The sequence below is a fragment of the Salinicola endophyticus genome (assembly GCF_040536835.1).
Classification (GTDB): domain Bacteria; phylum Pseudomonadota; class Gammaproteobacteria; order Pseudomonadales; family Halomonadaceae; genus Salinicola; species Salinicola endophyticus_A.
In genome coordinates, this window is record NZ_CP159578.1 from 2,146,461 (window position 1) to 2,168,695 (window position 22,235).

The window sequence follows — 22,235 nt, forward strand, 5'->3', positions numbered from 1 at the left end:
GCAGGGGGCCATGTAGCAGCTAGTCAGCCGATTCGGCGATGCGTATAGTGGACGCCGTCACGGAAAGGACGTTGAATGGAATGATTGGACGCCTGCACGGCACCCTGCTGGAAAAGCTCCCTCCCTGGATCGTGGTCGACGTCAATGGCGTCGGTTATGAACTCGAAACCTCGATGACGACACTGGTCGCGCTACCCGCCGTGGGCGAGGAGGTCCGCCTCTACACCCACCTGAGCGTGCGCGAGGATGCGCATCTGCTCTACGGTTTCGGGCGTGACGAGGAGCGCCAGCTGTTTCGCGCGCTGATCAAGGTCAATGGCGTGGGGCCGAAACTCGCCCTGGCGATCCTCTCCGGCATGGATCGCGACGCCTTCGTCGGCTGCGTCATGGAGGGCGACAGCAAGGCGTTGACCAAACTGCCGGGTGTGGGCAAGAAGACCGCCGACCGCCTGATCGTCGAGATGCGCGATCGCTTTCCCCACTGGCAGGAAGAGCAGGGGTCGCTGCTGGAGACGCCGCGCCAGCCCGTGGTCAAGCCGCGGGATCCGTTCGCCGATGCCGAAGCAGCGTTGGTATCGCTGGGCTACAAGCCGACCGAGGCGTCGCGCATGCTGTCCGGGCTCGACGAGGGCCTGCCCACCGAAGCCCTGATCAAGGCGGCGCTGGCGCGCCAGATGGCCGGGTAAGCCGACATGATCGAACCCGATCGTCTTATCGAAGCCTCGCCGCGACAGGGTGAGCAGCAGGCCGATCATGCCATTCGCCCGCGCCGGCTGGGTGACTATATCGGTCAGCCGCGGGTGCGCGAGCAGATGAATATCTTCATCTCGGCGGCGCGCAATCGCGGTGACTCGCTCGATCACACCCTGGTCTTCGGCCCCCCGGGGCTGGGCAAGACCACGCTGGCCAATATCATCGCCACCGAAATGGAGGTCGATATCAAATCGACCTCGGGCCCGGTGCTGGAGCGGGCCGGCGATCTCGCCGCCATGCTCACCAATCTGCAGCCGGGTGATGTCCTCTTCATCGACGAGATTCATCGGCTGTCGGCGGCGGTGGAGGAGGTGCTCTATCCGGCGATGGAGGATTTTCAGCTCGACATCATGATCGGCGATGGCCCCGCGGCGCGGTCGATCAAGCTCGATCTGCCGCCGTTCACGCTGGTCGGCGCCACCACCCGCGCGGGGCTCCTGACCTCGCCGCTGCGCGATCGCTTCGGTATCGTCCAGCGCCTGGAGTTCTACGCCATCGACGAGCTGAGCGAAATCGTCGCGCGTTCGGCGCGGCTGCTCGGGGTGCCCGCCGACGCCGCCGGGGCGCGTGAGATCGCGCGCCGCGCCCGCGGCACGCCGCGTATCGCCAATCGTTTGCTGCGGCGTGTGCGCGACTTCGCCGAGGTGAAGGGCGACGGCACCCTGAGCGCGCAGATCGCCGATCAGGCGCTGAACATGCTCAATGTCGATAGCCACGGCCTCGATCACATGGATCGCCGGCTGCTGCTGGCGATGATCGAGAAGTTCGACGGCGGGCCGGTGGGGGTCGACAGCCTGGCGGCGGCGATCAGCGAGGAGCGCGATACCATCGAGGACGTGATCGAGCCCTATCTGATCCAGCAGGGGTTCATGATGCGTACCACGCGGGGGCGGGTGGTGACCCGTTCGGCGTATACCCACTTTGGCCTGGCGCCGCACGATCAGGCACCCGAAGGGGGCGAGAGCGGGTGAGCGAATTTCTCCTGCCGCTCAAGGTGTACATCGAAGACACCGACGCCGGCGGCATCGTGTACTACGTTAACTATCTGAAATTCATGGAGCGTGCACGCAGCGAGTGGCTGAACGCCCAGGGCTTTGCCCAGCGCGAGCTGCTCGAACAGGGCGTACAGCTGGTGGTGCATAACCTCAGCTGTCGCTACGCACGCCCGGCGCGGCTCGACGATCGGCTGGAAGTGAGTGCCGTCGTCGAGCAGCTCGCCGCCTGCTCGGTGCGATTCACCCAGGCGGTGCGGTATCGCGGGGATACATTATGCGAGGCGGTGGTCGATATAGCATGCGTCGACACGCAGAGCCTGAAACCCAGGCGGTGGCCACAGGCGCTTCGCGCGGTGCTGACGCCAGACATTCATAGCCAGTGATTCGAGGATTCACGTGAACGACTCCATGTCCATCCCCCATCTGATCATGAACGCCAGCCTGGTCGTCCAGGTGGTCATGCTGCTGCTGCTGGCCGCTTCGGTCGCCTCCTGGGTGGTGATCTTCCAGCGCAGCTTTGCACTGGCGCGGGCCAAGAAGGCGCAGCGCGAGTTCGACGAGCGCTTCTGGTCCGGCATCGATCTCAACGAGCTCTATCAGGACGTGCCGGAGAACCATGAAGCCCAGGGTGCCGAGCATGTCTTCCGCGCCGGCTTTCGCGAGTTCAATCGGCTGATGCCCAAGACCCGCAGCAGCGAGGCGGTGCTCGATGGCGTGCAGCGCTCGCAGCGCGTGGCACTGTCACGCGAAGAGGATCGTCTCAACGCCAACCTGACGCTGCTGGCCACGGTGGCCTCGGCAAGCCCCTACATCGGCCTGTTCGGTACCGTATGGGGCATCATGGGGTCGTTCCAGAGCCTCTCCATGGCCCAGCAGGCCACGCTCTCTACGGTCGCGCCGTGGATCGCCGAGGCGCTGGTGGCGACCGCCATGGGCCTGTTCGCGGCCATCCCCGCGGTGATCTTCTACAACCGTCTCTCTTCCATCGCCAGCCGTCTGCTCGGCGAGTACGAAGATTTCGCCGAAGAGTTCCACTCGATCCTGCACCGCAATCTGCAGGGTCGCGGCAGCAGTCAGTCGGCCTGAGCCGGAGGTGAGTCATGGGTGGACCCTATAGCCGACACCACCGGCGCAAGCCGATGGGCGAAATCAACGTCGTCCCCTTCATCGACGTCATGCTGGTGCTGCTGGTGATCTTCATGATCACCGCGCCCATGCTGACCCAGGGCGTCAAGGTCGACCTGCCGCAGGTCACCTCGGAGCCCATCGATACCCAGGAGCAGGAGCCGATCATCGTCTCGGTCGACAATAAAGGCGAGTACTACATCTCGCTGGGTGACAAGGACAAGCCGGTGACCCTGCAGACCGTGGGTGATCAGGTGGTGGCGATTCTCGAGCGCAAGCCCAACACGCCGGTCATGGTCCGGGGCGACAAGAACGCCTCCTATGGTCAGGTGGTGACGTTGATGAGCACGTTGCAGATGGCCGGCGTGGCGAACGTCGGGTTGATTTCCGAACCGCCCTCGGGTGACAACAAGGGGTAAGGAGTCAGCATGGCGAAGCGAACGCGCCGTGTCGGCTACGGCTTGCCCGTCGTCCTGGCGATCGGGGTGCACATTGTGGCCCTGCTGTTGACGATGTTGCGCCTGCCGGAGAGCGAGCCGACCCCCAGCTCCTCTTCGGTGGTGCAGGCGACGCTGGTCAGTGATGTGACCGCGACCGACAAGGCTCAATATGCCAAGGAGGCCAAAGCGCGTGCGGCCAAGCGCCAGGCCGAGGAGGCCGCGCAGCAGGCTGCCGAGCAGCAGGCGCAGGAAGCCGCCCGTGAGCAGGCCGAACAGCAGGCGGCACAGGCGCAAGCCGAACAGCAGGCAGCGGCCGATGCTGCTCGTGCCGAGGCTCAGCGGCGTCAGCAGGCGGCCGAACAGGCAGCCGCGGAGCGCGCCGAAGCGGCACGTCAGCAAAAGGCAGCGGAAGCCGAGCAGCAGCGGCAGGTGCAGATCCAGAAGCAGAAGGCCGAAGAGGCCAAGAAGCAGGCCGAGGCCGAGAAGCAGCGCCAGGCCGAAGAGGCCAAGAAGAAAGCCGAGGCCGAGAAGCAGCGCGAGGCGGAAGAAGCCAAGAAGCAGGCCGAGGCCGAGAAGCAGCGCGCGGCAGAAGAGGCCAAGAAGAAAGCCGAGGCGGAGAAGAAGCGCGAGGCAGAAGAGGCCAAGAAGAAAGCCGAGGCGGAGAAGAAGCGCCAGGCCGAGGAAGCCAAGAAGAAGGCCGAGGCGGAGAAGAAACGTCAGGCGGAAGAGGCCAAGAAGAAGGCCGCAGCGGAAGCCAAGAAAAAGGCCGAGGCCGCAGCCAAGGCGGCAAGCCAGAATGCGCTCAATGACTCGATTGCCAACGAAGAGGAGCGTATTGCCAATGCGCAGCAGTCGAATCAGGCCTCCAACAGCTTCATCAATCTGGTCAAGCGTGCGGTCGAGGATCAGTGGCACCTGCCACCCAACGCCGATGGTTCGCTGGTAACGCAGGTCAGAGTGCGGCTGGGGCCGTCAGGGGAGCTGCTCGCGGCGACCGTGACCCGCAGCAGTGGCAACCCCAGTTTCGACCGCTCGGCGACGCAGGCGGTAGAGGCGGCGGCACCGTTCCGTGAGCTGCAGCAGCTGGATGCCGGACTGCAGCGACGGTTCCGCGATTTCAATCTCAAGTTCACACCCGGGGATATACAGTGATGAAACAACGGATGTCTCAAAGCTTGCGACGACTGGCGGCTGCCTGGCTGGCATCGCTCGTCGCGCTGTGCCTGGCGGCGAACGCCCAGGCACAGAATCTCACCATCGAGATCACCCGCGGCAGCGACCAGGCGATTCCGATCGCCATCGTGCCGTTCGAGTCCCAGGGGGCGGGCGGTCTGCCTCAGGATGTGGCGCAGATCGTCAGCGATGACCTCGAGCACAGCGGTCAGTTCGAGCCGCTCAGCCGCAGCGCGCTGATCTCGCTGCCGAGCAGCAGCAAGGACGTGTTCTACGATGACTGGAAGCGGGTCAACGCGCGCTATCTGGTGGTCGGCAAGATCGAGCCCCAGGGCAGCGACTATCGTATCCAGTACGAACTGATGGACATCGCCGGCGGCAAGCGCATGCTCGGCGAAACGGTGACCTCCAGCGCCAGCGATCTGCGCGCCAGCGCCCACTACATCAGCGACCAGATCTTCGAAGCGATCACCGGCATTCGCGGTGCCTTCTCGACCCGTATCGCCTATGTCGCGGCCTCGGGCAGCGGTGACAACGCGCGCTATGCGCTCTACGTCGCCGATGCCGATGGCTACAATGCCCAGCAGGTGCTTTCATCCGACGACCCGATTCTGTCGCCGGCCTGGTCGCCTGATGGCAGCAAACTCGCCTACGTCTCCTTCGAGTCCGGCAACTCCGCCATCTACGTGCAGAACGTGGCCACCGGCGAGCGCCTGCGCCTGACTTCTTTCCCGGGTATCAACGGCGCGCCGGCGTGGTCGCCGGACGGGCGCAAGATGGCGATGTCGCTGTCCAAGGATGGCCAGCCGGAAATCTACGTGATGGATCTGGCCTCGCGTCAGCTCACCCGCTTGACCAACAACCGCGCCATCGAGACCGAGCCCGATTGGTCGCCGGACGGCCGCTCGCTGATCTTCACGTCCGACCGTAGCGGCGCACCCCAGCTCTATCGCATGCCGGCCAGCGGCGGCGAGGCTCAGCGCGTCACGTTCACCGGCAGCTACAACTCCGATGGGCGTTTCTCGCCGGACGGCAAGGCGCTGTTCATGATCACCCGCGACGAGAATGGTTTTCACGTCGCAAAACAGGACCTGGACACCAGCCGTGTAACAGTCTTGACTGATACACGTTGGGATGAATCACCTAGTGTCGCACCGAACGGCACCATGGTAATCTTCGCGACGCAACAAGGGTCGCAAGGGGTGTTGGGGGCAGTCTCTTCCGATGGACGCGCGTCCTTCCGGCTGCCCTCACAACAAGGTGACGTGCGGGAACCCGCATGGTCACCATATTTGAACTAAACGACGAAAGTCGACTGTGTCATTCGACATCCGAGCAAGGAGATGACAATGCAATTCAAGACTTACGCCAAGACGCTAGCGGTCGCGCTATCACTGGCAGTGGTTGCGGGCTGTTCCAGCAGCGGCGGCACCCAGGAAGGGAACATGGATGGCACCTCCGGCAACATGTCCGGCCAGGGCATGACCTCCGGTCAAGGCGCAAACGGTTCGCAGATGAACGCCAACCAGCAGCGTCCCAGCGTCGACACGATCTACTTCGCGTTCGACAGCGACGAAATCCGTCCGGAGTTCGAATCCGTGCTGCGCGGCCACGCCCAGTACCTGATGGCCAACCCGAACGTCAACGTGACGCTGGAAGGCTATGCCGACGAGCGCGGCACGCGTGAATACAACCTGGGCCTCGGCGAGCGTCGTGCGCAGTCGGTCGAGCAGTACCTGACCGTCCAGGGCGTATCCCCGTCGCAGATCTCCATCGTCAGCTACGGTGAAGAGCGTCCTGCCGTTCAGGGCCACACCGAAGAAGCCTACGCGAAGAACCGTCGCGTCGTGTTCGACTACAAGTAATAGTCGACGGAGATCAGCATGAAACACGGTCTGAAAAGACTGTGCGGCGCGGGAGCCCTGGTGCTCCCGCTGTCCGTATGGGCTCAGCAGCCGGTCGTGGATGACCTCACCGGTCAGTCGTCCGGCGGTTTCTACAGTCAGACGCAGGCACGCGAAAGCGGCGGCGGCACCCTGACGATCCTCAACGAATTACAGGACAACCGCCAGCAGATCCAAGAGCTGCGCGGGCAGGTCGAGGAGCTGCGCTATCAGCTCGAGCAGCTGAAGCAGCAGACTCAGCAGCAGTATCTCGATCTCGATGACCGTCTCTCGGGGAGCGGGAGCGGCAATGGTGGTGACATGTCGGGCAGTAGCGTCGACACCGGCGCGGCGAGCCAGGTCACCGAAAACAGTGGGGCCGGAGATAGCGGGGCCGCAGGCGGCAGCGCCGGTGCAGCCAGCGCCACGACCGCTGACAGCGGTGCCAGCGCACCGGCAGCAGGTGGCAGCGGTGATGGACGTGATGCCTACCAGGCCGCCTTCCAGCAGGTACAGGCGCGCCAGTTCGACGCTGCCATCAGTTCGTTCAAACGCTTCATCGCCGATTATCCGCAGTCGAGTCTGATCCCCAATGCTCACTATTGGCTCGGTGAACTCTACTCGGCGCAGTCACAGCTCGACGCTGCCGCCACCGCCTTCAACACCGTCATCGACGACTACCCGCAGAGCAGCAAGGTACCCGATGCGCTCTACAAGCTGGGGCTGTTGAAAGCGCGTCAGGGCGACACCCAGGGCAGCCGTGAGCTGCTCAAGCGCGTACAGAGCGACTACCCCAAGAGTAGCGCCGCGCAGATGGCTGGGGATTTTCTCAACCAGCTGGGCAACTGACGTAGATTCATGCCGGCCAGAGGCGCGAGGCGGCCGGGCCGATGGTCGGCGACTCGGTGACTTGCCGCCCCCGCGCGCCTCGGCGTTAGCGAGTGCGATCGCCTATCACCAGAACCAGGAGGAGATGAACCATGCCTTGTCATAGCGACTATCAGGCGCCCGCAGATCTGCTCACGGGTAAGGTGATTCTGGTTACCGGGGCGAGCGCCGGCATCGGACGTGCGGCGGCCATGACCTATGCCCGGCACGGTGCCACCGTGGTGCTGCTCGGGCGTAGCCTGAGCCGATTGGAAACGGTGTATGACGCCATCGAGGCGGCCAAGGCACCGCAGCCGGCAATTTTCCCGCTCAATCTCGAGAGCGCCACGGCGCAGGACTTCGGGGTCGTCGCGGCCAAGCTCGAACAGGCCTTCGGGCGGCTCGACGGTCTGTTGCACAATGCCAGCCTGCTGGGGGAGCGCAAGTCGGTCGCTGACTCCGATCTCGAGGTCTGGGCACAGGTGATGCAGGTCAACTTCACCGCCAGTCTCGGTTTGACTCAGGCCTTGTTGCCGCTGCTCGAAGCGTCCACTGACGCCTCGGTGGTGTTCACCTCGTCCAGCGTGGGACGGCGCGGGCGTGCCGAGTGGGGCGCCTACTCGACGTCCAAGTTCGCCACCGAGGGCCTGATGCAGATTCTCGCCGACGAGTATCGCGACTCGGCGCTACGCTTCAACTCGATCAACCCCGGCGGTACGCGCACCGCCATGCGCCGTGCGGCCTATCCCCAGGAAGACCCGCAGCGGGTGCCCACGCCGGAATCGATCATGCCCACCTACCTCTGGTTGATGGGCCGCGAGAGTCGCGGCACCACTGGCGAAGCCTTCGACGCCCAGCCGCCGCGGCAGTGAGCCGCTGCGGTGGACAGAGGTGGTGTCACGCCGATGACGCAGCCTGACCGTTCCCTCGCTGGCCAATCATGCTAGCCATTCTCTCTCATTCTCGCTCTCACTCTCATTCTGGCCACAACCGCACCAGCACTTTGCCCGAGGTCTGGGCATCCTTGGCGATCGTGAACGCCTCGACCGCGTCATCGGCGGCGAGTTCATGGGTGATCACCTGATCGAAGCGCGCATCCCGGTCGAGCAGTTCGATCGCTTCGTCGACCTCGTCGTTGAAGCGGAAGCAGCCCCGTAGCTGAATCTCCTTGGCGATCAGCGTCGCCAGCTCCAGCGGCTGGGAACCGGCACCCATCATGCCGATCTGGGCGATCACGCCGGCACGCCGCACGGCACGGATGGCGACATCGATCGACGCGGGCACGCCCGAGCACTCCAGCGCCACATCGAACGCCTCTGCCGCTGGCTCCGCCTCACCGATGCGCACGGTGGCGTGCACACCGAGTGCCCGCGCCCGCGCCAGCGGCCCCTCGCAGACATCCGTGGCGGTGACCTCGCTCGCGCCTTTGGCCAGCGCCGCGGCGGCCACCAGCAGGCCGATCGGCCCTGAACCGCAGACCAGCACGCGCTTGCCCTCGACGCCGCCGGCGATACGGATGCCGTGCAGCGCCACCGCCAGTGGCTCGGTCAGTGCCGCGCGCTTGAGCGGCAGCGTCGCCGGCAGGGTGCGGATCATGCTGCGCTTGACCACCAGATACTCGCTCATTCCCCCCTGGGTGTGCGGCGTGGTCGAGGCCGACCCCAGATAGCCGCCGCGTGGCCACAGGTGCGGGTGCTGTTCCAGCCCCGGCTGGCACTCGCCGAAGGTGGCCGGGTGGAAGGTCACCGGGGTGCCCGCAGCCAGCGCTCCGCTGGGGTCGAGATCCACCGTGCCGGAGAGCTCATGCCCCGGAATCAGCGGCTCACGCACCACGAAAGCACCGTTGGCGCCCTCGTGGTAGTAGTGCAGATCGGAGCCGCAGATGCCGCCCCAGGCGATGCGCACGCGCACTTCGTCGTCGCCCGGTTCCGGGGTGTCCCAGGCCTCTGCTCGCAGATCCTGCTTGCCGTGTATCACCAGCGCTTTCATGCCCTTGTTGCTCCTGTATGACGCCGCCGGCCCCGGTGCGATGCCCGGCATCCGGCGGTGATGAATGAATCAGGCTTTCGACAGCCAGATCGTCGGCGGTCGGCTCGTAGGCCTTCGAGACTCAGACCACCGAGGTCATGCCGCCGTCGACGAAGATGTTCTGGCCCGAGACGAAGGCCGAGGCGTCCGAGCAGAGATAGACCAGCGTACCCACCAGCTCTTCGACGTTACCCCAGCGCTGGGCCGGCGTGCGCGATTCCACCCAGCTGTTGAAGGCCTCGTCCTGCCACAGGGCGGTGTTCATGTCGGTCTTGAAGTAGCCCGGCGAGATGCAGTTGACCTGGATATCGAAGCGCGCAAGGTCGGCGGCCATGCCCTTGGTCAGCATCACCACGCCGCCCTTGGAGGCGGCATAGGGGGCGATGGTCTGGCGTGCCAGCTGCGACTGCACCGAACCGATATTGACGATCTTGCCCGACCCGCGCTGCGACATGCGCTCAGCCAGCGCACGCGAGACATAGAAGGCGCTGGAGAGGTTGGTAGCGAGCACCGCATCCCAGTCGGCGGGATCGAACTCGGTGAACGGGGCTCGCCGCTGGAGCCCGGCGTTGTTGACCAGGATATCCGGTGTGCCCAGGCGCGCCGTCAGCCCATCCAGCGCCTCGCGCACGGCGGCGCTATCGGTGACATCGAAGGTCACGCTGTCGACGTCGGCACCGGTCTCGGCGCGGATCGCCTCGGCGGCACGCGTCACCGCCTCGGCCTGGCGCCCGTGCACGATCACGCGCGCTCCCTGGCGTGCCAGCCCCTGGGCCAGGGTGAATCCCAATCCCCGTGACGAGCCGGTCACCAGGGCCAGGCGGCCGCTGATATCGAAAAGCTTCATGCAGTGTCTCCCGATGCGGTGTTTAGCGACATGTACAGACATCCTGTGATCCGCCATCAGACCCGGATTGCGCCCCCGGGTTCAAGCACCGGGAGGCGGACTGCCTGTGACGAGATACTCGAACCAGACCGCGACCAAAGGCGGGGTTACGTCGATAGCCTAGCATTGTACAGTCCGCTGAACGACGTTCAGCTCATTGGACAATGGTCGCGCTCGCGACAGCCAGACTGGCGCCCGGAGAGGGGACCGAGAGCCGCGCGCCGAAGACCCTAAAACCAAGACCGTAAAGCCAAGACCGCGGACCGACACGACACGAGGAGCGAGCCATGCAGCAGACACCAGCGCCGGGGGCGGGGCGTGACGCAAACCCATCGGCGAGCCACAGGCTGAGAGTGGCGGTGGCCACGCCGTTGAGCGAGACGCTGTGTGCCATGATCGAAGCCCGCGAGCCGCGTCTCGAGCTGATCCGTGATCAGGCGCTGTTGCCGCCCATGCGCCACCCGGCGGATTTCGCCGGCGACCCCAGCTTTCAGCGCAGCACCGAGGCCCAGGCGCGCTTCGAGGCGCTGCTCGCCGATGCCGAGGTACTCTACGGCATTCCCGATCTCGACCCGGCGGCGCTGGCGCGCGTGGTCGCGGCCAACCCGCGCCTGCGCTGGGTCCATCTGATGGCAGCCGGTGGCGGTGGCCAGGTGAAAGCGGCGCAACTCTCCCGCGAGCAGCTCGACCGGGTCGCTTTCACTACGTCGGCCGGGGTGCACGGCGGGCCGCTGGCCGAGTACGCGCTGTTCGGTGTACTCGCCGGGGCCAAGCAGCTGCCACGGGTCCAGGCCCAGCAGCGCGCGCACCACTGGAGCGGACGCTGGGCGATGGGACAGGTCAGTGAACAGACCGTGTTGCTGCTGGGGCTCGGCGGGATCGGCCGCGAGGTGGCGCGCAAGCTGTCGCTGCTGGGCGCGCGGGTGATCGGCGTCTCGCGCCATGGCCGGGCGGTCGACCACGTCGACGAGATCGTGGCGCCGGAAGCGCTGCACGCGGCGGCGGCACGCGCCGACGCCGTGGTCTGCTCGCTGCCGGGCACCGCCGCCACCGACAAGCTGGTGGATGCGGATTTCCTCGCCGCGCTGCCCCCGGGCGCCACCTTCGTCAACGTCGGCCGCGGCACGGTGGTCGACGAGCCGGCGCTGATCGAGGCCCTGCGCGCCGAGCATCTGGGCCTGGCGGTACTCGATGTCACCGCCAGCGAACCGCTGACCGCCGACTCGCCGCTATGGGATCTGCCCAATGTGCTACTGACCCCACATACCGCGGCGCTCAACGCCGCCGAGGATCGTCTGATCGCCGAGCTTTTCGTCGACAACGCCCGGCGCTATCTCGACGGTGAGCCGCTGCGTAATCGCGTCGATACGGTGGAGTTCTACTGATGGCGGGAGAGGCCGAGCGCAGCCCGGCGGTGACCCGGGCGATTCGCGTGCTGGCGCTGCTGGAGCAGGCCGGTGACACCGCACTGGGGGCGAGCGAGATGGCGCGGCAGCTGTCGGTGGCGCGCTCGTCGCTGTTCAACATCTGTCTGGCGCTGGAGGCCGAGGGGCTGATCGCACGCAGTGCCGGCGGCTACCGCCTGGGGCGACGTCTGGTCGAGCTGGGAGGCGCCTATCTGCGCGGCGTCGATCCGGTCCAGGCGTTCTACCAAGCGTGCAACGAGACCCCACTGCTGCACGACGAAATCTGCCAGCTGGCGGTGCTCGACGGCACCGAGGTGCTCTATCTCGCCGCCCATGCCGGGCGTATGCCGCTGCGCATGACCGCGAGCATCGGCAGCCGCTTTCCGGCCTCGATCACCGCGGTGGGCAACGCGCTGCTGGCGCGCCTCGACGATGCCGAGATTCGGCGGCGTTTCGCCGACCCGGCGACTCGCCCGGGTTGGACCGAGCGCTCGGTCACCGACCTCGAGGCGCTGGTGGCCAAGATCGCCCGGGTGCGCGAACGCGGCTACGGCCTTGACCTGGGCGAGGTCTTTCCCGGGGTACGCGGGCTGGCGCTGGTGGTGGCGCCGCAGTACAGCGGCGAGCAGGCCTATGCCCTTGGCACCTCACTGATGGAGGAGCGTTGTAACGACGCGCTGGAGGCGGACGCCGTGGCGGCGCTGGATGCCATGGCGCGGCGTATCGCCAACCCCATGAACCTGGCCGCCGACCCCCACGATACCGCCATGCGCGGTGCCCGCGACGCCGGGCGCTGAGCAGTCGTCGCTGGGTCGAGCCATTCACTGTTCGAGGAGTCAACACCATGCCGTCTTCCACCGATTCCGCTGCCGCTGACGCTCTCAGTGACACCGCGGCGAGCTTCGAGGCCGCCTTCGCCCGGCCCGGCAAGCGCCGGGTCGGCATGCTCGGCCTGGGCAACATGGGCATGCCCATGGCGCGCAATCTGCTGGCCGCCGGGGTGGCTGCGCAGGTGAGCGTGTATGGGCGCTCGCCCGACAAGCTGGCGCCGCTGATCACTGCCGGCGCCCAACTGGCGGAGACGCCGCGGGCGCTGGCTGCCGCCAGCGACGTACTGATCACGGTGCTGCCCGATCTCGACCCGCTGCGCGAGCTGCTGTGGGGCGATCAGGGCATCGTCGCCGGTGCCGGCGAGGCGCTGCTGATCGTGATCTGCTCCACCTCGTCACCCCAGGGCGTGCGCGAGCTGGCTGCCGAACTCGAGCAGGCGAGCGCGGGGCGTATCCGCCTGCTCGACGCGCCGCTCTCCGGGGGTACCGATGGCGCCGACGCCGGGCGGCTGTCGATCATGGTCGGCGGCGAGGTACCGCTCTTCGAGGCGGCGCGGCCGCTGCTGGCGAGCCTGGGTACCCCCGTGCATCTGGGGCCGCTGGGAGCGGGCGAGGTGGCCAAGGCGTGCAACCAGATGGTGGTGGCCTCGACCATGGTGGCGCTGTCGGAGGCAACGGTGATCGCCGAGCGAGCCGGGCTCGACGTCGCGTCGCTGCTCGAGTGCCTGGGCGGTGGCTATGCCGGTGGGCGCCTGCTGGAAGCGCGCAAGCAGCGCCTGATCGACAAGGATTACACCCCCACGGGGGTTGCCCGCTACATGATCAAGGATCTCGCCTTCGCGCGCGACGAGGCGGACCGCGGCGGGGTAGTGACGCCACAGCTGGCAACGCTCTCGCGGCTGTTCGACGACCTTGGCGCGCGCGGGCTGGGCGACCAGGATCTGTGCGTCACCCAGCGCTACATCGCTGAACTGGATCGCCTGCCCTGAACGCGAGCGCCGCGCCCGGGCGCGGCGGGAGGAGCCGAGATGACGACACTGAAGGCGTTCTGGCGCGGTATCGAATGGATCATCGCGCTGTTGATGTTACTCACCATGGTGCTGGTCTTCGTCAACGTGGTGCTGCGCTACGGCTTTGCCTCGGGGCTGCGCTCGGGGATCGAGCTGTCGCGGCTGGGCTTCGTCTGGATCGTGATGCTCGGCGCCTCGCTGTGCCTCAAGGAGGGCGAGCACCTGGCGGTGTCCGAACTGTTCGACCGTCTACCGCGGGGGCTGCGCAGCATCATCGGGCGGCTTGCGTGGCTGGCGATCCTGGTCGCCTCGCTGATGCTGCTGGTCGGCTGCTGGCGCCAGACCCTGGCCAACTGGCACAACATCTCGCCGCTCACCGGGCTGCCCACGGCGCTGTTCTATCTCGCCGGCGTGGTGTCGGGGGCGCTGATGAGCGTGACCGCGGCCCTCGGCGCCGTACTGCCCGGGGGGCCCGGCGCGCCGGAGGCACCGGGTGGGCCGGAGACATCTCATCACGCTGACACCGCCGAGGAGACACGGCCATGACGCTGGGGCTTTTTCTGGCAGTGCTGATCGGCACCATCCTGCTGAGCCTGCCGGTGGCGTTCGCGCTGCTCGCGGCGGCGGTGGCGCTGATGCTGCACATGGGGCTGTTCAGCGCCGACATTCTAGCCCAGTCGCTGATCAACGGCGTCGATAACTTCGCCCTGCTGGCGATTCCATTCTTCATGGTCGCCGGCGAGGTGATGGCGGTCGGTGGACTCTCCGACCGCATCGTGCGCCTGGCGATGACGCTGGTCGGCCACTGGCGCGGCGGTCTCGGCTATGTCGCCATCCTCACGTCGCTACTGCTGGCCGGGCTGTCCGGCTCGGCGGTGGCGGATGCGGCGGCACTGGTCAGTATCCTCTATCCGATGATGCGCAAGAGCGGCTATCCCGCGTCGCGCTCGGTGGGGCTGCTGGCCGCCGGCGGCATCATCGCCCCGGTCATCCCGCCGTCGCTGCCGCTGATCATTCTCGGGGTGGCGGGCAATCTCTCGATCGCCAAGCTGTTCATCGGCGGTATCGTGCCGGGGCTGTTCATGGGGCTGGCGCTGATGATCACCTGGCGGGTGATGATGCGCCGCTCGGACCTGGCCCCCCAGCCCCGCGCCAGTCGCGGCGAGCGTCTCAAGGCGCTGCGCGAAAGCGTATGGGCGCTGCTGCTGCCGCTGATCATCATCGTCGGTATTCGTTTCGGCGTGTTCACCCCGACCGAAGCCGCGGTGGTCGCGGCGGTCTACGCCATCCTGGTCTCGGCGCTGGTCTACCGTGAGCTGAGCCCGCGCAAGCTGCTCGGCGTGCTGATCCGGGCCGGGCGTTCGACGGCGCTGGTGATGTTCCTGGTGGGCGCGGCGATGGCCGCCTCCTGGGTGATCACCATCGCCCAACTGCCACAACAGCTTGCCGCCATGCTCGGCCCGCTGGTCGAGCATCCGATCCTGCTGATGGCGGCGATCATGCTGGTGGTACTGCTGGTGGGCATGGTCATGGATCTGGCCCCGGCGATCCTGATTCTGGTGCCTTTGTTCATGCCGCTGGTGATCCAGGCCGGGATCGATCCGATCTATTTCGGCCTGATGTTCGTGATCAACTGCTGCATCGGCTTGATCACGCCACCCGTGGGCACCGTGCTCAACGTGGTCTGCGGGGTGGGCAACACCTCGATGACCGAAGCCGTGCGCGGCGTCTACCCCTTCGTACTGGTCTATATCGGTCTGCTGGCGCTGTTCGTGCTGGTGCCGCAGATCATCACGGTGCCGATGCATTGGCTGATCGGCTAGGCAAGAGCAAGGAGACGATGACAATGAACAAGACACTGCTGGGCATGGCATCCGTGCTGTGTGGTCTGGCGCTGCTGTCGACCACGGCCGCCGCAGCCACCACGCTGCGTTTTGCCCACCCCGCGCCGCAGAGCGATCTGCAGCAGGTGCTGGCCGAAGCCTTCAAGAAAGAGGTCGAGCGCGAGAGCGACGGCGAGCTTCAGGTGCAGATATTTCCCAACGGCCAGCTCGGCAACGACGCCCAGATGATCGACGGCACCCGTTCGGGGATCATCGATATCACCCTCTCGGGGCTCAACAACTTCACCGGTCTGGTGCCGGAAGCGGCGGCGTTTACGCTGCCGTTCATGTTCCCGGACCATGAGGCCGCCTACCGCGCGCTGGATGGCAAGCCGGGGCAGCAGGTGATGGCCAAGCTCGGCGAGTTCGGTCTCGAGGGGCTGGCGTTCCCCGAGAACGGGTTTCGCGAAATGACCAACAATCGTGGCCCGATCCGTGAGCCCAAGGATCTCGAGGGTCTGCGCATGCGCGTCAACAACTCCATCGCGCTCAACGACATGTTCGAGCTGCTCGGCGCCAACCCGCAGCAGATTCCGGTCAATGAGCTCTACACCGCGCTCGAAACCGGTGTGGTCGACGCCCAGGATCACCCGCTGGGGATCGTGGTGTCGTTCAACTTCAATGAGGTGCAGAAGTATCTATCACTCACCAATCACGCCTATGCCGCGCTGACGCTGGTGATGAACAAACGGCGTTTCGATGGCCTGACCCCGGCGCAGCAGAAGATCGTGCGCAAGGCGGCGGCAGACGCCACCCGCATGCAGCGGGAGATGAACATCCAGCGCAGCGAATCGATGGTCCGCGAGCTCGAGCAGAAGGGCATGCAGGTGAACCGGGACGTCGATACCGCGGACTTCCAGCAGGCGGTGAAGCCGGTGTGGGACAAGTTCATCGAAGCGCACGGCGAGGCGATGATCGACGCCATTCAGCAGGCCTCCGGCCAGGCGCAGTCTGGCGCAGAGACCCAGAGCTGAGGTCGGGATCGATGTGAGCGCTGGACGCCGGCTTCTCGCAAGACGGGAGGCCGGCGTGCCGTGCTGCAGCGATTCGCCGAGCGGCTACATCTCGACGAGCGCGGCGGCCAGCGCCGAGCCGCTCTCGAACCAGCGATCCGCCGGCCAGTCGGCGGTGGGTTCGTCTTCGGGGATATAGCCATAGCGTACGGCTACGGCGGTCATGCCGGCGCGGTGGGCCGCTTCCATGTCACGTCGATGATCGCCGATATACCAGCAATCCGCCGGGGCGACGCCCAGCTCGCGGGCCGCGAACCACAGCGGCTCCGGGTCGGGCTTGCGCACCGGCAGGTCGTCGGCGCAGACCAGGACACCGGGGCTCAGGCCCAACGCTTCCACCAGCGGCGCGGCATAGCGGCGCGGCTTGTTGGTGACGATCCCCCAGGGGTGCCCGGCCGTCTGCCACGCCTCGAGCAGCGGTGTCAGCCCGTCGAAGACCCGGCTGTGCTCGGCCACCGCCTCACCGTAGCGTGCCAGTAGATAGTCGCGCGCCGCGGCATGATCGGGGTGCTCCAGCGACAGCCCCAGGGCCAGGGTCACCAGGGCGCTGCCGCCGTTGGAGACCTGGGCGCGCAGGGTGTCATAGGGCAGCGGGGCGAGGCCGTGGTGGTAACGCAGCCGGTTGGTCGCCGCCGCCAGATCCGGTGCGGTGTCGACCAGCGTGCCGTCGAGATCGAACAGCAGGCCGGCGGGCAGCGCCGGCTGGCTCATGCCGGCGTCTCCGCGTTGCGCGGTGCGTCGGTCTCGTTGATCTCGCCGTCGCCCCACTGGGGTGTCACGTGCACCATGTAGTTGACCGACACGTCGTGCGGGTCGAGTCGATAGTGGCGGGTGAAGGGGTTGTAGGTGAGTCCGGTCTGGTCGCGCAGGCGCAGCCCGTGCTCGCGGCACCACGCCGAGAGTTCGGAGGGGCGGATCAGCTTGTGATAATCGTGGGTGCCTCGCGGCAGTAGCCTGAGCACGTATTCGGCGCCGATGATCGCGAAGACGTAGGACTTGGGATTACGGTTGATGGTCGAGAAGAAGAGGTGGCCGCCGGGCTTCACCAGCTTGGCGCAGGCTTTTACCACCGCGCCCGGGTCGGGCACGTGCTCGAGCATTTCCAGACAGGTGACGACATCGAACTCGCCCGGATGGGCCTCGGCCATCGACTCCACGCTCGCGTGGCGGTAGTCGACCTCGACCCCGGACTCCTGCTGGTGCAGCCGCGCCACCGCCAGCGGCGCCTCGCCGAGATCGATGCCGACGACATCGGCACCGCGCTGGGCCATGGCCTCGCTGAGAATGCCACCGCCGCAGCCGACGTCCAGCACGCGCTTGCCGGCGAGTGCCACGTGGCGATCGATGAAGCCCAGACGCAGCGGGTTGATATCGTGCAGCGGCTTGAAGTCGCCTTCTCGATCCCACCACCGGCTCGCCAGCGCGTCGAACTTGGCGATTTCGGCGTGATCGACGTTGTCGTGTTGCGATTGTGCCATGCAGAGATTCCTTGCACTCGAGAGACTGACAGTGCCCCGGGCCGGGGCAGCATGGGCGTCGCCGCCATCCTGGCGGCGACGCCTGGCGAATTGGAGGCATAGTCTACTATGGACGCAGACGTTGCTGGGCGCCATGCGGGGATAAAACCCCGGGGCGTTCGCTCGCAAGACGCTGCGATGCGACACCGGGTGTCGACATTCTGCGACTGTGCTTTCGGCGCCTGCGCCGTTAAGCTACGGCGACAGGGGTCAGGCGACCCGATACCGATCGTCACGCTTTTGCACGCGGCGCAAAGCTGGTTATCACATCCAGGAAAGGAAGGAATAACACGATGATTCGCAAGGCTGTATTGCCCGTTGCCGGCTTCGGCACCCGCTGCCTGCCGGCGTCCAAGGCGATCCCCAAGGAGATGATCACCATCGTCGACAAGCCGGTGATCCAGTACGTGGTGAGCGAGGCGGTCAAGGCGGGGATCAAGGAGATCGTACTCGTCACCCATTCGTCCAAGAGCGCCATCGAGAACCACTTCGACAAGCACTTCGAGCTCGAGACCCAGCTCGAGGCCAAGGGCAAGCAGGCGCTGCTCGACGAGCTGCGCAATATCATCCCCGACGACGTCAACATCATCAGCGTGCGTCAGCCGGAGGCGCTCGGCCTGGGCCACGCGATCCTGTGCGCCCGCCCGGTGGTCGGCGACGAGCCGTTCGCGGTGCTGCTGCCGGACGTGCTGATCGATGACGACAACGCGCCGCAGAACGATCTGGCCGGGATGATCGCGGCCTATGAGGCCAGCGGCAAGGCGCAGATCATGGTCGAGACCGTGCCCCACGAGCTGACCTACAAGTACGGCATCGTCGCACTCGAGGGTGACGAACCGGTCGCCGGGCAGAGCGCGCCGATGACCGGTGTGGTCGAGAAGCCCAAGGTCGAGGAGGCGCCGTCGACGCTGGCGGTGATCGGCCGCTATCTGCTGCCCGGCGAGATCTTCTCGCTGCTGGCCGAGACCCGGCCGGGTGCCGGCAACGAGATCCAGTTGACCGATGCCATCGAGGCGCTGCGCCGTGAATCCGGTGCCGAGGCCTACCGCATGCAGGGCCAGACCTACGACTGCGGCAGTCAGCTCGGCTATCTGGAAGCCACCCTGGCGTTGGGGCGCAAGCACCCGACGCTGGGCGAGGGGTTCCGCGAGTTGGTCAAGCAATACGCAGCCGAGGAATAACGCCATGCGGGTGGTCGTACACGGTAGCGAACTGGCAGCGGCCACCGCCGCTGCGGCGCTCTGCTCGGTAGGGCATCAGGTGACCTGGATGCCGCACGCCGACTTTCCCTGGGAGAGCCTCTCCCGGGCGGACTGGCTGATCAGCGAGCCGGGCCTGAAGGATCAGATTCTCGCCGGCGAAGCCTCGGGGCAGCTCGCCATCGTCGATCGGGTGGGCCCGGAGAGCGATGCCGAAGTGCACTGGCTGGCGCTGTCGCCGGATCAGCGCGAGGCTGCCGAGCGCTATGTCGAGGAGGTGCCGGGGCGGCAGACGACCCCCCTGGTGATCGTCAACAACTCGACCTTCCCCGTGGGGCAGACCGAGAAGCTGGAGGCGCAGCTGGGCCACGCCAGCCAGATTGCCGTGGCGCTGCCGGATCGGCTCGAGGAGGGGCGTGCCTGGGACACCTTCACCCGCCCGGCACACTGGCTGCTGGGTAGCGAGGACGAGTGGGCGACCCAGCAGATCCGTGAACTGCTGCGCGCCTTCAGTCGGCGTCACGAGGTCTATCAGCTGATGCCGCGCAAGGCTGCCGAGCTGACCAAGCTGGCGATCAACGGCATGCTGGCCACGCGTATCAGCTTCATGAACGAGCTGGCAGGGCTCGCCGACTCCCTGGGCGTCGACGTCGAGTACGTGCGCCAGGGCATGGGCGCCGATACTCGTATTGGTTTCGAGTATCTCTATCCCGGCTGCGGCTTTGGCGGTCCCAACTTCTCCCGCGATCTGATGCGCCTGGCCGATGTACAGCACTCTACCGGGCGCGAGTCGCATCTGCTCGAGCACGTGCTCGACATCAACGAGAGCAAGAAGGAGACGCTGTTCCGCAAGCTGTGGAATCACTTCCAGGGCGAGCTGGAAGGGCGCACGATCGCCATCTGGGGCGCGGCCTTCAAGCCGGGCACGGCGCGCATCGACCAGGCACCGGTGCTGACCATCCTCGAGGCGCTGTGGGCCCAGGGCGTCAAGGTCAAGATCCACGATCCGGCGGCCCTCCACGCGCTGGCGGAACTCTATCCGGCGCATCCGCAGCTCGAATTCGTCGAAGGGGATTTCTACGCCGCCTGCGAAGGGGCCGACGCGCTGATGCTGGTCACCGAGTGGAAGTGCTACTGGAACCCGGACTGGCGGCGTCTGCTGCAGGCGTTGAAGACGCCGCTGATCCTCGATGGGCGCAACATCTTCGATCCCACCTACGTGGCCTCGCGCGGTTTCGTCTACCGCGGTATCGGCCGTCGCGCCTGAGGCCACCCCCGACCACCGCCATTGGCGGTGGTCTCATTCAGCGTGTCACATTGCCTGCGCGCTCACGGGCGGCAGGCCGAGCAGCAGCGTGACCGTCTCCCAGTTGAAGCGCGACCACAGCGCCGTGAAGTAGGCGCTGCGGTCGTCGCCGAAGTCGATGCGATACGCCTCCTCGCACAGCGCGATGGCCAGCAGCGGCCGTATCCCCGGCGGTAGTTCGCCCTCGGGCGTCTCCCTCAGTGTCAGGGTCTCGTCCGAGGCCACGCCCAGCCAGCTGAAGCCTCCCGGTGCGGACTCGACCACGCGCTCTCTCCAGATCGACGCGAACCGTTCCCAGTCACCGAAATCGTGTGCCAGGCGGGCCTTCAATACCGCCTCGGGTGCTGACGGGCGCGCCGCCAAGCCGTGCCAGAACAGCGTCATGCCCCAGGCCTGGACCGCCGCCGGGCGCAGCTGCGCGGGGCCTTCGGCGGCAAGCGTCGCCAACGAGCGCGGGTCGTCGGCGGCCAGGGCCGCGTTCAGGGTCGTCAACTGTTGACGGTGGTAGTGGCTGTAGAGCAGATCGATCTGGGCCCGTGACAGTGCCGGTTCCAGCGAGTGGCGCTCGAAGGGGAGCGCGGGAAGTTCGAATCGGACGTCTGGCGTCGCTCTCGTCGGCATGGGGCTCCTGGTAGCGGTGAAGCGTGTGGGTGGGAGATCATGTAGCTGGGGCATGTGGTTTTAACTGTGGCCGTGAAACGCGATTGCGCGCTGGCTAGCATGCCTGGCAAGCGCTGCCAAGCCTAGGCTTGCGGGGCGCTTTCACGTAACGTGACGCAGTGAGCGCCGGGGTCGACCGCGTCGGCTGCCCGGCGCTCATCCCAGATCTCAAGGGAGATGCTGAATCCAGCATGCAGCGTTTCCCAAGTCTGCATCTTCATCGTTAAGGTACACGACGGCAATGCCCCCCAATTCCGACGAGGCGCGCACTGCGCAGACGATCGTTCCCGACCGCGGCGATATGAGCGTGCGCCGCGCAGGCTCACATGGCAGCCATGGCGCTGGTCCGTCTGCCGGGCGCCGGCCACCGCGAGTCTGGCCCCTGTGGTGCCTGACGCTGCTGCTCGGCGGCGCGCTCGCCGCCGGCGGCTGGCAGTATTGGCAGGACCGGCAAGCCTTCGAGGCGCGACTCGCCAAGCTCAATCAGCGCCTCGACGCCACGGGCAATACCCTGGACGCCTCGGGAGAGAGCCTGCGTGGCGAGTTCGACCGCCTGCGCGGTCAGCTCGAGGCCACGCGCGCCGCTGTCGGCAGCCTCGAGACCCGGGTCGCCCAGGGAAGCAGCGACGATCTCGAGACGCGCGTGGCCGCGCTGAAAAGCAGCCTGGACGACCAGCAGGGCGTCATCGCGGCGCTGCAGACCTCGCTCTCGGCGCTGGAGAGCACCGCCAAGGATGCCCGCGCCACCCTCGCCACTCGTCTGCAGACGCTGAGCGAGGCCCAGCAGCGGCAGGCGACACAGCTCACCGAACAGGAGCAGGCACTGGCTGAGAACGCCAAGGCGGATCAGGCGCTAGTGGCGCGGGTCGACACGCTGGCCCAGACGCAGAAGAGCCAGGCCGAGGCGCTCGAGGCGGCTTCCGATAACGATCTGCCCAAGCGCGTCGATCAATTGAGCACGCAGCTGTCCGACCTCGACCAGCGGGTCGACGATGTGGCTGGGCGTAAGGTGCCCTCGGCGCAGTCGATCGAGCAGCTGCGCAGCGCCGTGGCGGAACTTCGTCAGGGTCAGACCGCTCTTAGTGCAGGGATCGAATCGCTGCAGTCACGTCTTGCCAATCTGCCCAAGGGAATCAGCAGCGCGCAGATGAAGACCTTGAACGAGCGCATCGCCTCCCTGGAGGCGAGCCGTGCCCAGCTGACGCGGCGCGTCACCGGTCTGATCACCGACGTTTCTCAACTGCAGCGCCGCGGAGGCTGA

General features: G+C 66.5%; 24 protein-coding genes. 19 read left to right on the plus strand and 5 right to left on the minus strand.

Annotated features, from left to right (window positions below):
• Positions 1–80: 80 nt before the first annotated feature.
• The 10 genes from ruvA to ABV408_RS09705 all read left to right on the plus strand — a co-directional run bounded on the left by ruvA (position 81) and on the right by ABV408_RS09705 (position 8,108).
• Positions 81–686, plus strand: coding sequence for a Holliday junction branch migration protein RuvA (gene ruvA / locus ABV408_RS09660; RefSeq protein ID WP_353982221.1), 606 nt, complete (start codon positions 81–83; stop codon positions 684–686).
• A gap of 6 nt (positions 687–692) precedes the next feature.
• The gene (ruvB, locus tag ABV408_RS09665) at positions 693–1,724 is read left to right on the plus strand and encodes a Holliday junction branch migration DNA helicase RuvB (protein ID WP_353982176.1); all 1,032 of its coding nucleotides are present in this window, start codon (positions 693–695) and stop codon (positions 1,722–1,724) included.
• Positions 1,721–2,131, plus strand: a complete 411-nt coding sequence (gene ybgC / locus ABV408_RS09670) for a tol-pal system-associated acyl-CoA thioesterase (protein ID WP_035473430.1) — start codon at positions 1,721–1,723, stop codon at positions 2,129–2,131. The genes ruvB and ybgC overlap by 4 nt, the downstream gene beginning before the upstream one ends.
• A gap of 25 nt (positions 2,132–2,156) precedes the next feature.
• Positions 2,157–2,834 (plus strand): protein TolQ, encoded by a 678-nt coding sequence (tolQ, locus tag ABV408_RS09675; protein WP_207035503.1) that lies wholly within the window; start codon positions 2,157–2,159, stop codon positions 2,832–2,834.
• 14 nt (positions 2,835–2,848) lie between these two features.
• Positions 2,849–3,292, plus strand: a complete 444-nt coding sequence (tolR, locus tag ABV408_RS09680; protein WP_035473426.1) for a protein TolR — start codon at positions 2,849–2,851, stop codon at positions 3,290–3,292.
• Positions 3,293–3,301: 9 nt separating this feature from the next.
• On the plus strand, positions 3,302–4,465 hold the full coding sequence (gene tolA, locus ABV408_RS09685; RefSeq protein WP_353982177.1) for a cell envelope integrity protein TolA: 1,164 nt from the start codon (positions 3,302–3,304) through the stop codon (positions 4,463–4,465).
• A gap of 11 nt (positions 4,466–4,476) precedes the next feature.
• A complete protein-coding gene (gene tolB, locus ABV408_RS09690; RefSeq protein ID WP_353982178.1) occupies positions 4,477–5,787 on the plus strand; it encodes a Tol-Pal system beta propeller repeat protein TolB in 1,311 nt (436 codons plus the stop codon).
• A gap of 48 nt (positions 5,788–5,835) precedes the next feature.
• On the plus strand, positions 5,836–6,351 hold the full coding sequence (gene pal, locus ABV408_RS09695; RefSeq protein ID WP_353982179.1) for a peptidoglycan-associated lipoprotein Pal: 516 nt from the start codon (positions 5,836–5,838) through the stop codon (positions 6,349–6,351).
• An 18-nt stretch (positions 6,352–6,369) separates the two neighbouring features.
• Positions 6,370–7,218, plus strand: coding sequence for a tol-pal system protein YbgF (ybgF, locus tag ABV408_RS09700; RefSeq protein ID WP_353982180.1), 849 nt, complete (start codon positions 6,370–6,372; stop codon positions 7,216–7,218).
• A gap of 131 nt (positions 7,219–7,349) precedes the next feature.
• Positions 7,350–8,108 carry a YciK family oxidoreductase gene (locus tag ABV408_RS09705; RefSeq protein WP_353982181.1) on the plus strand — a complete coding sequence of 253 codons (759 nt, stop codon included), beginning with the start codon at positions 7,350–7,352 and terminating at the stop codon, positions 8,106–8,108.
• Positions 8,109–8,211: 103 nt separating this feature from the next.
• Here the strand turns inward: ABV408_RS09705 and ABV408_RS09710 are convergent, their stop codons facing one another.
• On the minus strand, positions 8,212–9,225 hold the full coding sequence (locus ABV408_RS09710; RefSeq protein WP_353982182.1) for an L-idonate 5-dehydrogenase: 1,014 nt from the start codon (positions 9,223–9,225) through the stop codon (positions 8,212–8,214).
• 121 nt (positions 9,226–9,346) lie between these two features.
• Positions 9,347–10,111, minus strand: coding sequence for a glucose 1-dehydrogenase (locus ABV408_RS09715; RefSeq protein ID WP_353982183.1), 765 nt, complete (start codon positions 10,109–10,111; stop codon positions 9,347–9,349).
• A gap of 326 nt (positions 10,112–10,437) precedes the next feature.
• On the opposite strand from ABV408_RS09715, the gene ABV408_RS09720 reads away from it, so the two are divergent.
• Genes ABV408_RS09720 through ABV408_RS09745 form a run of 6 tightly spaced genes read left to right on the plus strand, consistent with a single transcriptional unit; the run spans position 10,438 to position 16,253 of the window.
• Positions 10,438–11,535: a D-2-hydroxyacid dehydrogenase gene (locus ABV408_RS09720; RefSeq protein WP_353982184.1), complete on the plus strand. Its 1,098-nt coding sequence runs from the start codon at positions 10,438–10,440 to the stop codon at positions 11,533–11,535.
• Positions 11,535–12,353, plus strand: a complete 819-nt coding sequence (locus tag ABV408_RS09725) for an IclR family transcriptional regulator (protein WP_353982185.1) — start codon at positions 11,535–11,537, stop codon at positions 12,351–12,353. The genes ABV408_RS09720 and ABV408_RS09725 overlap by 1 nt, the downstream gene beginning before the upstream one ends.
• A gap of 47 nt (positions 12,354–12,400) precedes the next feature.
• Positions 12,401–13,375 carry an NAD(P)-dependent oxidoreductase gene (locus ABV408_RS09730; protein ID WP_353982186.1) on the plus strand — a complete coding sequence of 325 codons (975 nt, stop codon included), beginning with the start codon at positions 12,401–12,403 and terminating at the stop codon, positions 13,373–13,375.
• 39 nt (positions 13,376–13,414) lie between these two features.
• Positions 13,415–13,942 (plus strand): TRAP transporter small permease, encoded by a 528-nt coding sequence (locus tag ABV408_RS09735; protein WP_353978791.1) that lies wholly within the window; start codon positions 13,415–13,417, stop codon positions 13,940–13,942.
• Positions 13,939–15,219, plus strand: a complete 1,281-nt coding sequence (locus ABV408_RS09740; protein WP_353978792.1) for a TRAP transporter large permease subunit — start codon at positions 13,939–13,941, stop codon at positions 15,217–15,219. Before ABV408_RS09735 ends, ABV408_RS09740 begins: the two co-directional genes overlap by 4 nt.
• Positions 15,220–15,242: 23 nt before the next feature.
• Positions 15,243–16,253: a DctP family TRAP transporter solute-binding subunit gene (locus ABV408_RS09745; protein WP_353978793.1), complete on the plus strand. Its 1,011-nt coding sequence runs from the start codon at positions 15,243–15,245 to the stop codon at positions 16,251–16,253.
• Positions 16,254–16,337: 84 nt separating this feature from the next.
• On the opposite strand, the gene ABV408_RS09750 is transcribed toward ABV408_RS09745, so the two are convergent.
• Positions 16,338–17,003, minus strand: a complete 666-nt coding sequence (locus ABV408_RS09750; protein WP_353978794.1) for an HAD-IA family hydrolase — start codon at positions 17,001–17,003, stop codon at positions 16,338–16,340.
• Complete coding sequence (gene ubiG / locus ABV408_RS09755) at positions 17,000–17,770, minus strand: bifunctional 2-polyprenyl-6-hydroxyphenol methylase/3-demethylubiquinol 3-O-methyltransferase UbiG (RefSeq protein WP_353978795.1); 771 nt, start codon at positions 17,768–17,770, stop codon at positions 17,000–17,002. The genes ABV408_RS09750 and ubiG overlap by 4 nt, the downstream gene beginning before the upstream one ends.
• A 332-nt stretch (positions 17,771–18,102) precedes the next feature.
• Here ubiG and galU point away from each other — a divergent pair, with 332 nt between their 5' ends.
• Both galU and ABV408_RS09765 read left to right on the plus strand, forming a co-directional pair.
• The gene (galU, locus tag ABV408_RS09760) at positions 18,103–18,990 is read left to right on the plus strand and encodes a UTP--glucose-1-phosphate uridylyltransferase GalU (protein ID WP_353978796.1); all 888 of its coding nucleotides are present in this window, start codon (positions 18,103–18,105) and stop codon (positions 18,988–18,990) included.
• A 4-nt stretch (positions 18,991–18,994) separates the two neighbouring features.
• Complete coding sequence (locus ABV408_RS09765; RefSeq protein ID WP_353978797.1) at positions 18,995–20,275, plus strand: nucleotide sugar dehydrogenase; 1,281 nt, start codon at positions 18,995–18,997, stop codon at positions 20,273–20,275.
• Positions 20,276–20,320: 45 nt separating this feature from the next.
• On the opposite strand, the gene ABV408_RS09770 is transcribed toward ABV408_RS09765, so the two are convergent.
• Positions 20,321–20,935, minus strand: a complete 615-nt coding sequence (locus ABV408_RS09770; RefSeq protein WP_353978798.1) for a Fe-Mn family superoxide dismutase — start codon at positions 20,933–20,935, stop codon at positions 20,321–20,323.
• A 280-nt stretch (positions 20,936–21,215) separates the two neighbouring features.
• Between ABV408_RS09770 and ABV408_RS09775 the strand changes: the two genes are divergently transcribed.
• Positions 21,216–22,235: a hypothetical protein gene (locus ABV408_RS09775; RefSeq protein WP_353978799.1), complete on the plus strand. Its 1,020-nt coding sequence runs from the start codon at positions 21,216–21,218 to the stop codon at positions 22,233–22,235.

Bases quoted from the DNA above. Each gene is read 5' to 3' on its own strand.
- ruvA (WP_353982221.1), top strand. From the start codon at position 81: ATGATTGGACGCCTGCACGGCACCCTGCTGGAAAAGCTCCCTCCCTGG.
- ruvB (WP_353982176.1), top strand. From the start codon at position 693: ATGATCGAACCCGATCGTCTTATCGAAGCCTCGCCGCGACAGGGTGAG.
- tolQ (WP_207035503.1), top strand. From the start codon at position 2,157: ATGTCCATCCCCCATCTGATCATGAACGCCAGCCTGGTCGTCCAGGTG.
- tolR (WP_035473426.1), top strand. From the start codon at position 2,849: ATGGGTGGACCCTATAGCCGACACCACCGGCGCAAGCCGATGGGCGAA.
- tolA (WP_353982177.1), top strand. From the start codon at position 3,302: ATGGCGAAGCGAACGCGCCGTGTCGGCTACGGCTTGCCCGTCGTCCTG.
- tolB (WP_353982178.1), top strand. From the start codon at position 4,477: ATGTCTCAAAGCTTGCGACGACTGGCGGCTGCCTGGCTGGCATCGCTC.
- pal (WP_353982179.1), top strand. From the start codon at position 5,836: ATGCAATTCAAGACTTACGCCAAGACGCTAGCGGTCGCGCTATCACTG.
- ybgF (WP_353982180.1), top strand. From the start codon at position 6,370: ATGAAACACGGTCTGAAAAGACTGTGCGGCGCGGGAGCCCTGGTGCTC.
- ABV408_RS09705 (WP_353982181.1), top strand. From the start codon at position 7,350: ATGCCTTGTCATAGCGACTATCAGGCGCCCGCAGATCTGCTCACGGGT.
- ABV408_RS09710 (WP_353982182.1), bottom strand. From the start codon at position 9,225: ATGAAAGCGCTGGTGATACACGGCAAGCAGGATCTGCGAGCAGAGGCC.
- ABV408_RS09715 (WP_353982183.1), bottom strand. From the start codon at position 10,111: ATGAAGCTTTTCGATATCAGCGGCCGCCTGGCCCTGGTGACCGGCTCG.
- ABV408_RS09720 (WP_353982184.1), top strand. From the start codon at position 10,438: ATGCAGCAGACACCAGCGCCGGGGGCGGGGCGTGACGCAAACCCATCG.
- ABV408_RS09725 (WP_353982185.1), top strand. From the start codon at position 11,535: ATGGCGGGAGAGGCCGAGCGCAGCCCGGCGGTGACCCGGGCGATTCGC.
- ABV408_RS09730 (WP_353982186.1), top strand. From the start codon at position 12,401: ATGCCGTCTTCCACCGATTCCGCTGCCGCTGACGCTCTCAGTGACACC.
- ABV408_RS09735 (WP_353978791.1), top strand. From the start codon at position 13,415: ATGACGACACTGAAGGCGTTCTGGCGCGGTATCGAATGGATCATCGCG.
- ABV408_RS09740 (WP_353978792.1), top strand. From the start codon at position 13,939: ATGACGCTGGGGCTTTTTCTGGCAGTGCTGATCGGCACCATCCTGCTG.
- ABV408_RS09745 (WP_353978793.1), top strand. From the start codon at position 15,243: ATGAACAAGACACTGCTGGGCATGGCATCCGTGCTGTGTGGTCTGGCG.
- ABV408_RS09750 (WP_353978794.1), bottom strand. From the start codon at position 17,003: ATGAGCCAGCCGGCGCTGCCCGCCGGCCTGCTGTTCGATCTCGACGGC.
- ubiG (WP_353978795.1), bottom strand. From the start codon at position 17,770: ATGGCACAATCGCAACACGACAACGTCGATCACGCCGAAATCGCCAAG.
- galU (WP_353978796.1), top strand. From the start codon at position 18,103: ATGATTCGCAAGGCTGTATTGCCCGTTGCCGGCTTCGGCACCCGCTGC.
- ABV408_RS09765 (WP_353978797.1), top strand. From the start codon at position 18,995: ATGCGGGTGGTCGTACACGGTAGCGAACTGGCAGCGGCCACCGCCGCT.
- ABV408_RS09770 (WP_353978798.1), bottom strand. From the start codon at position 20,935: ATGCCGACGAGAGCGACGCCAGACGTCCGATTCGAACTTCCCGCGCTC.
- ABV408_RS09775 (WP_353978799.1), top strand. From the start codon at position 21,216: ATGCCCCCCAATTCCGACGAGGCGCGCACTGCGCAGACGATCGTTCCC.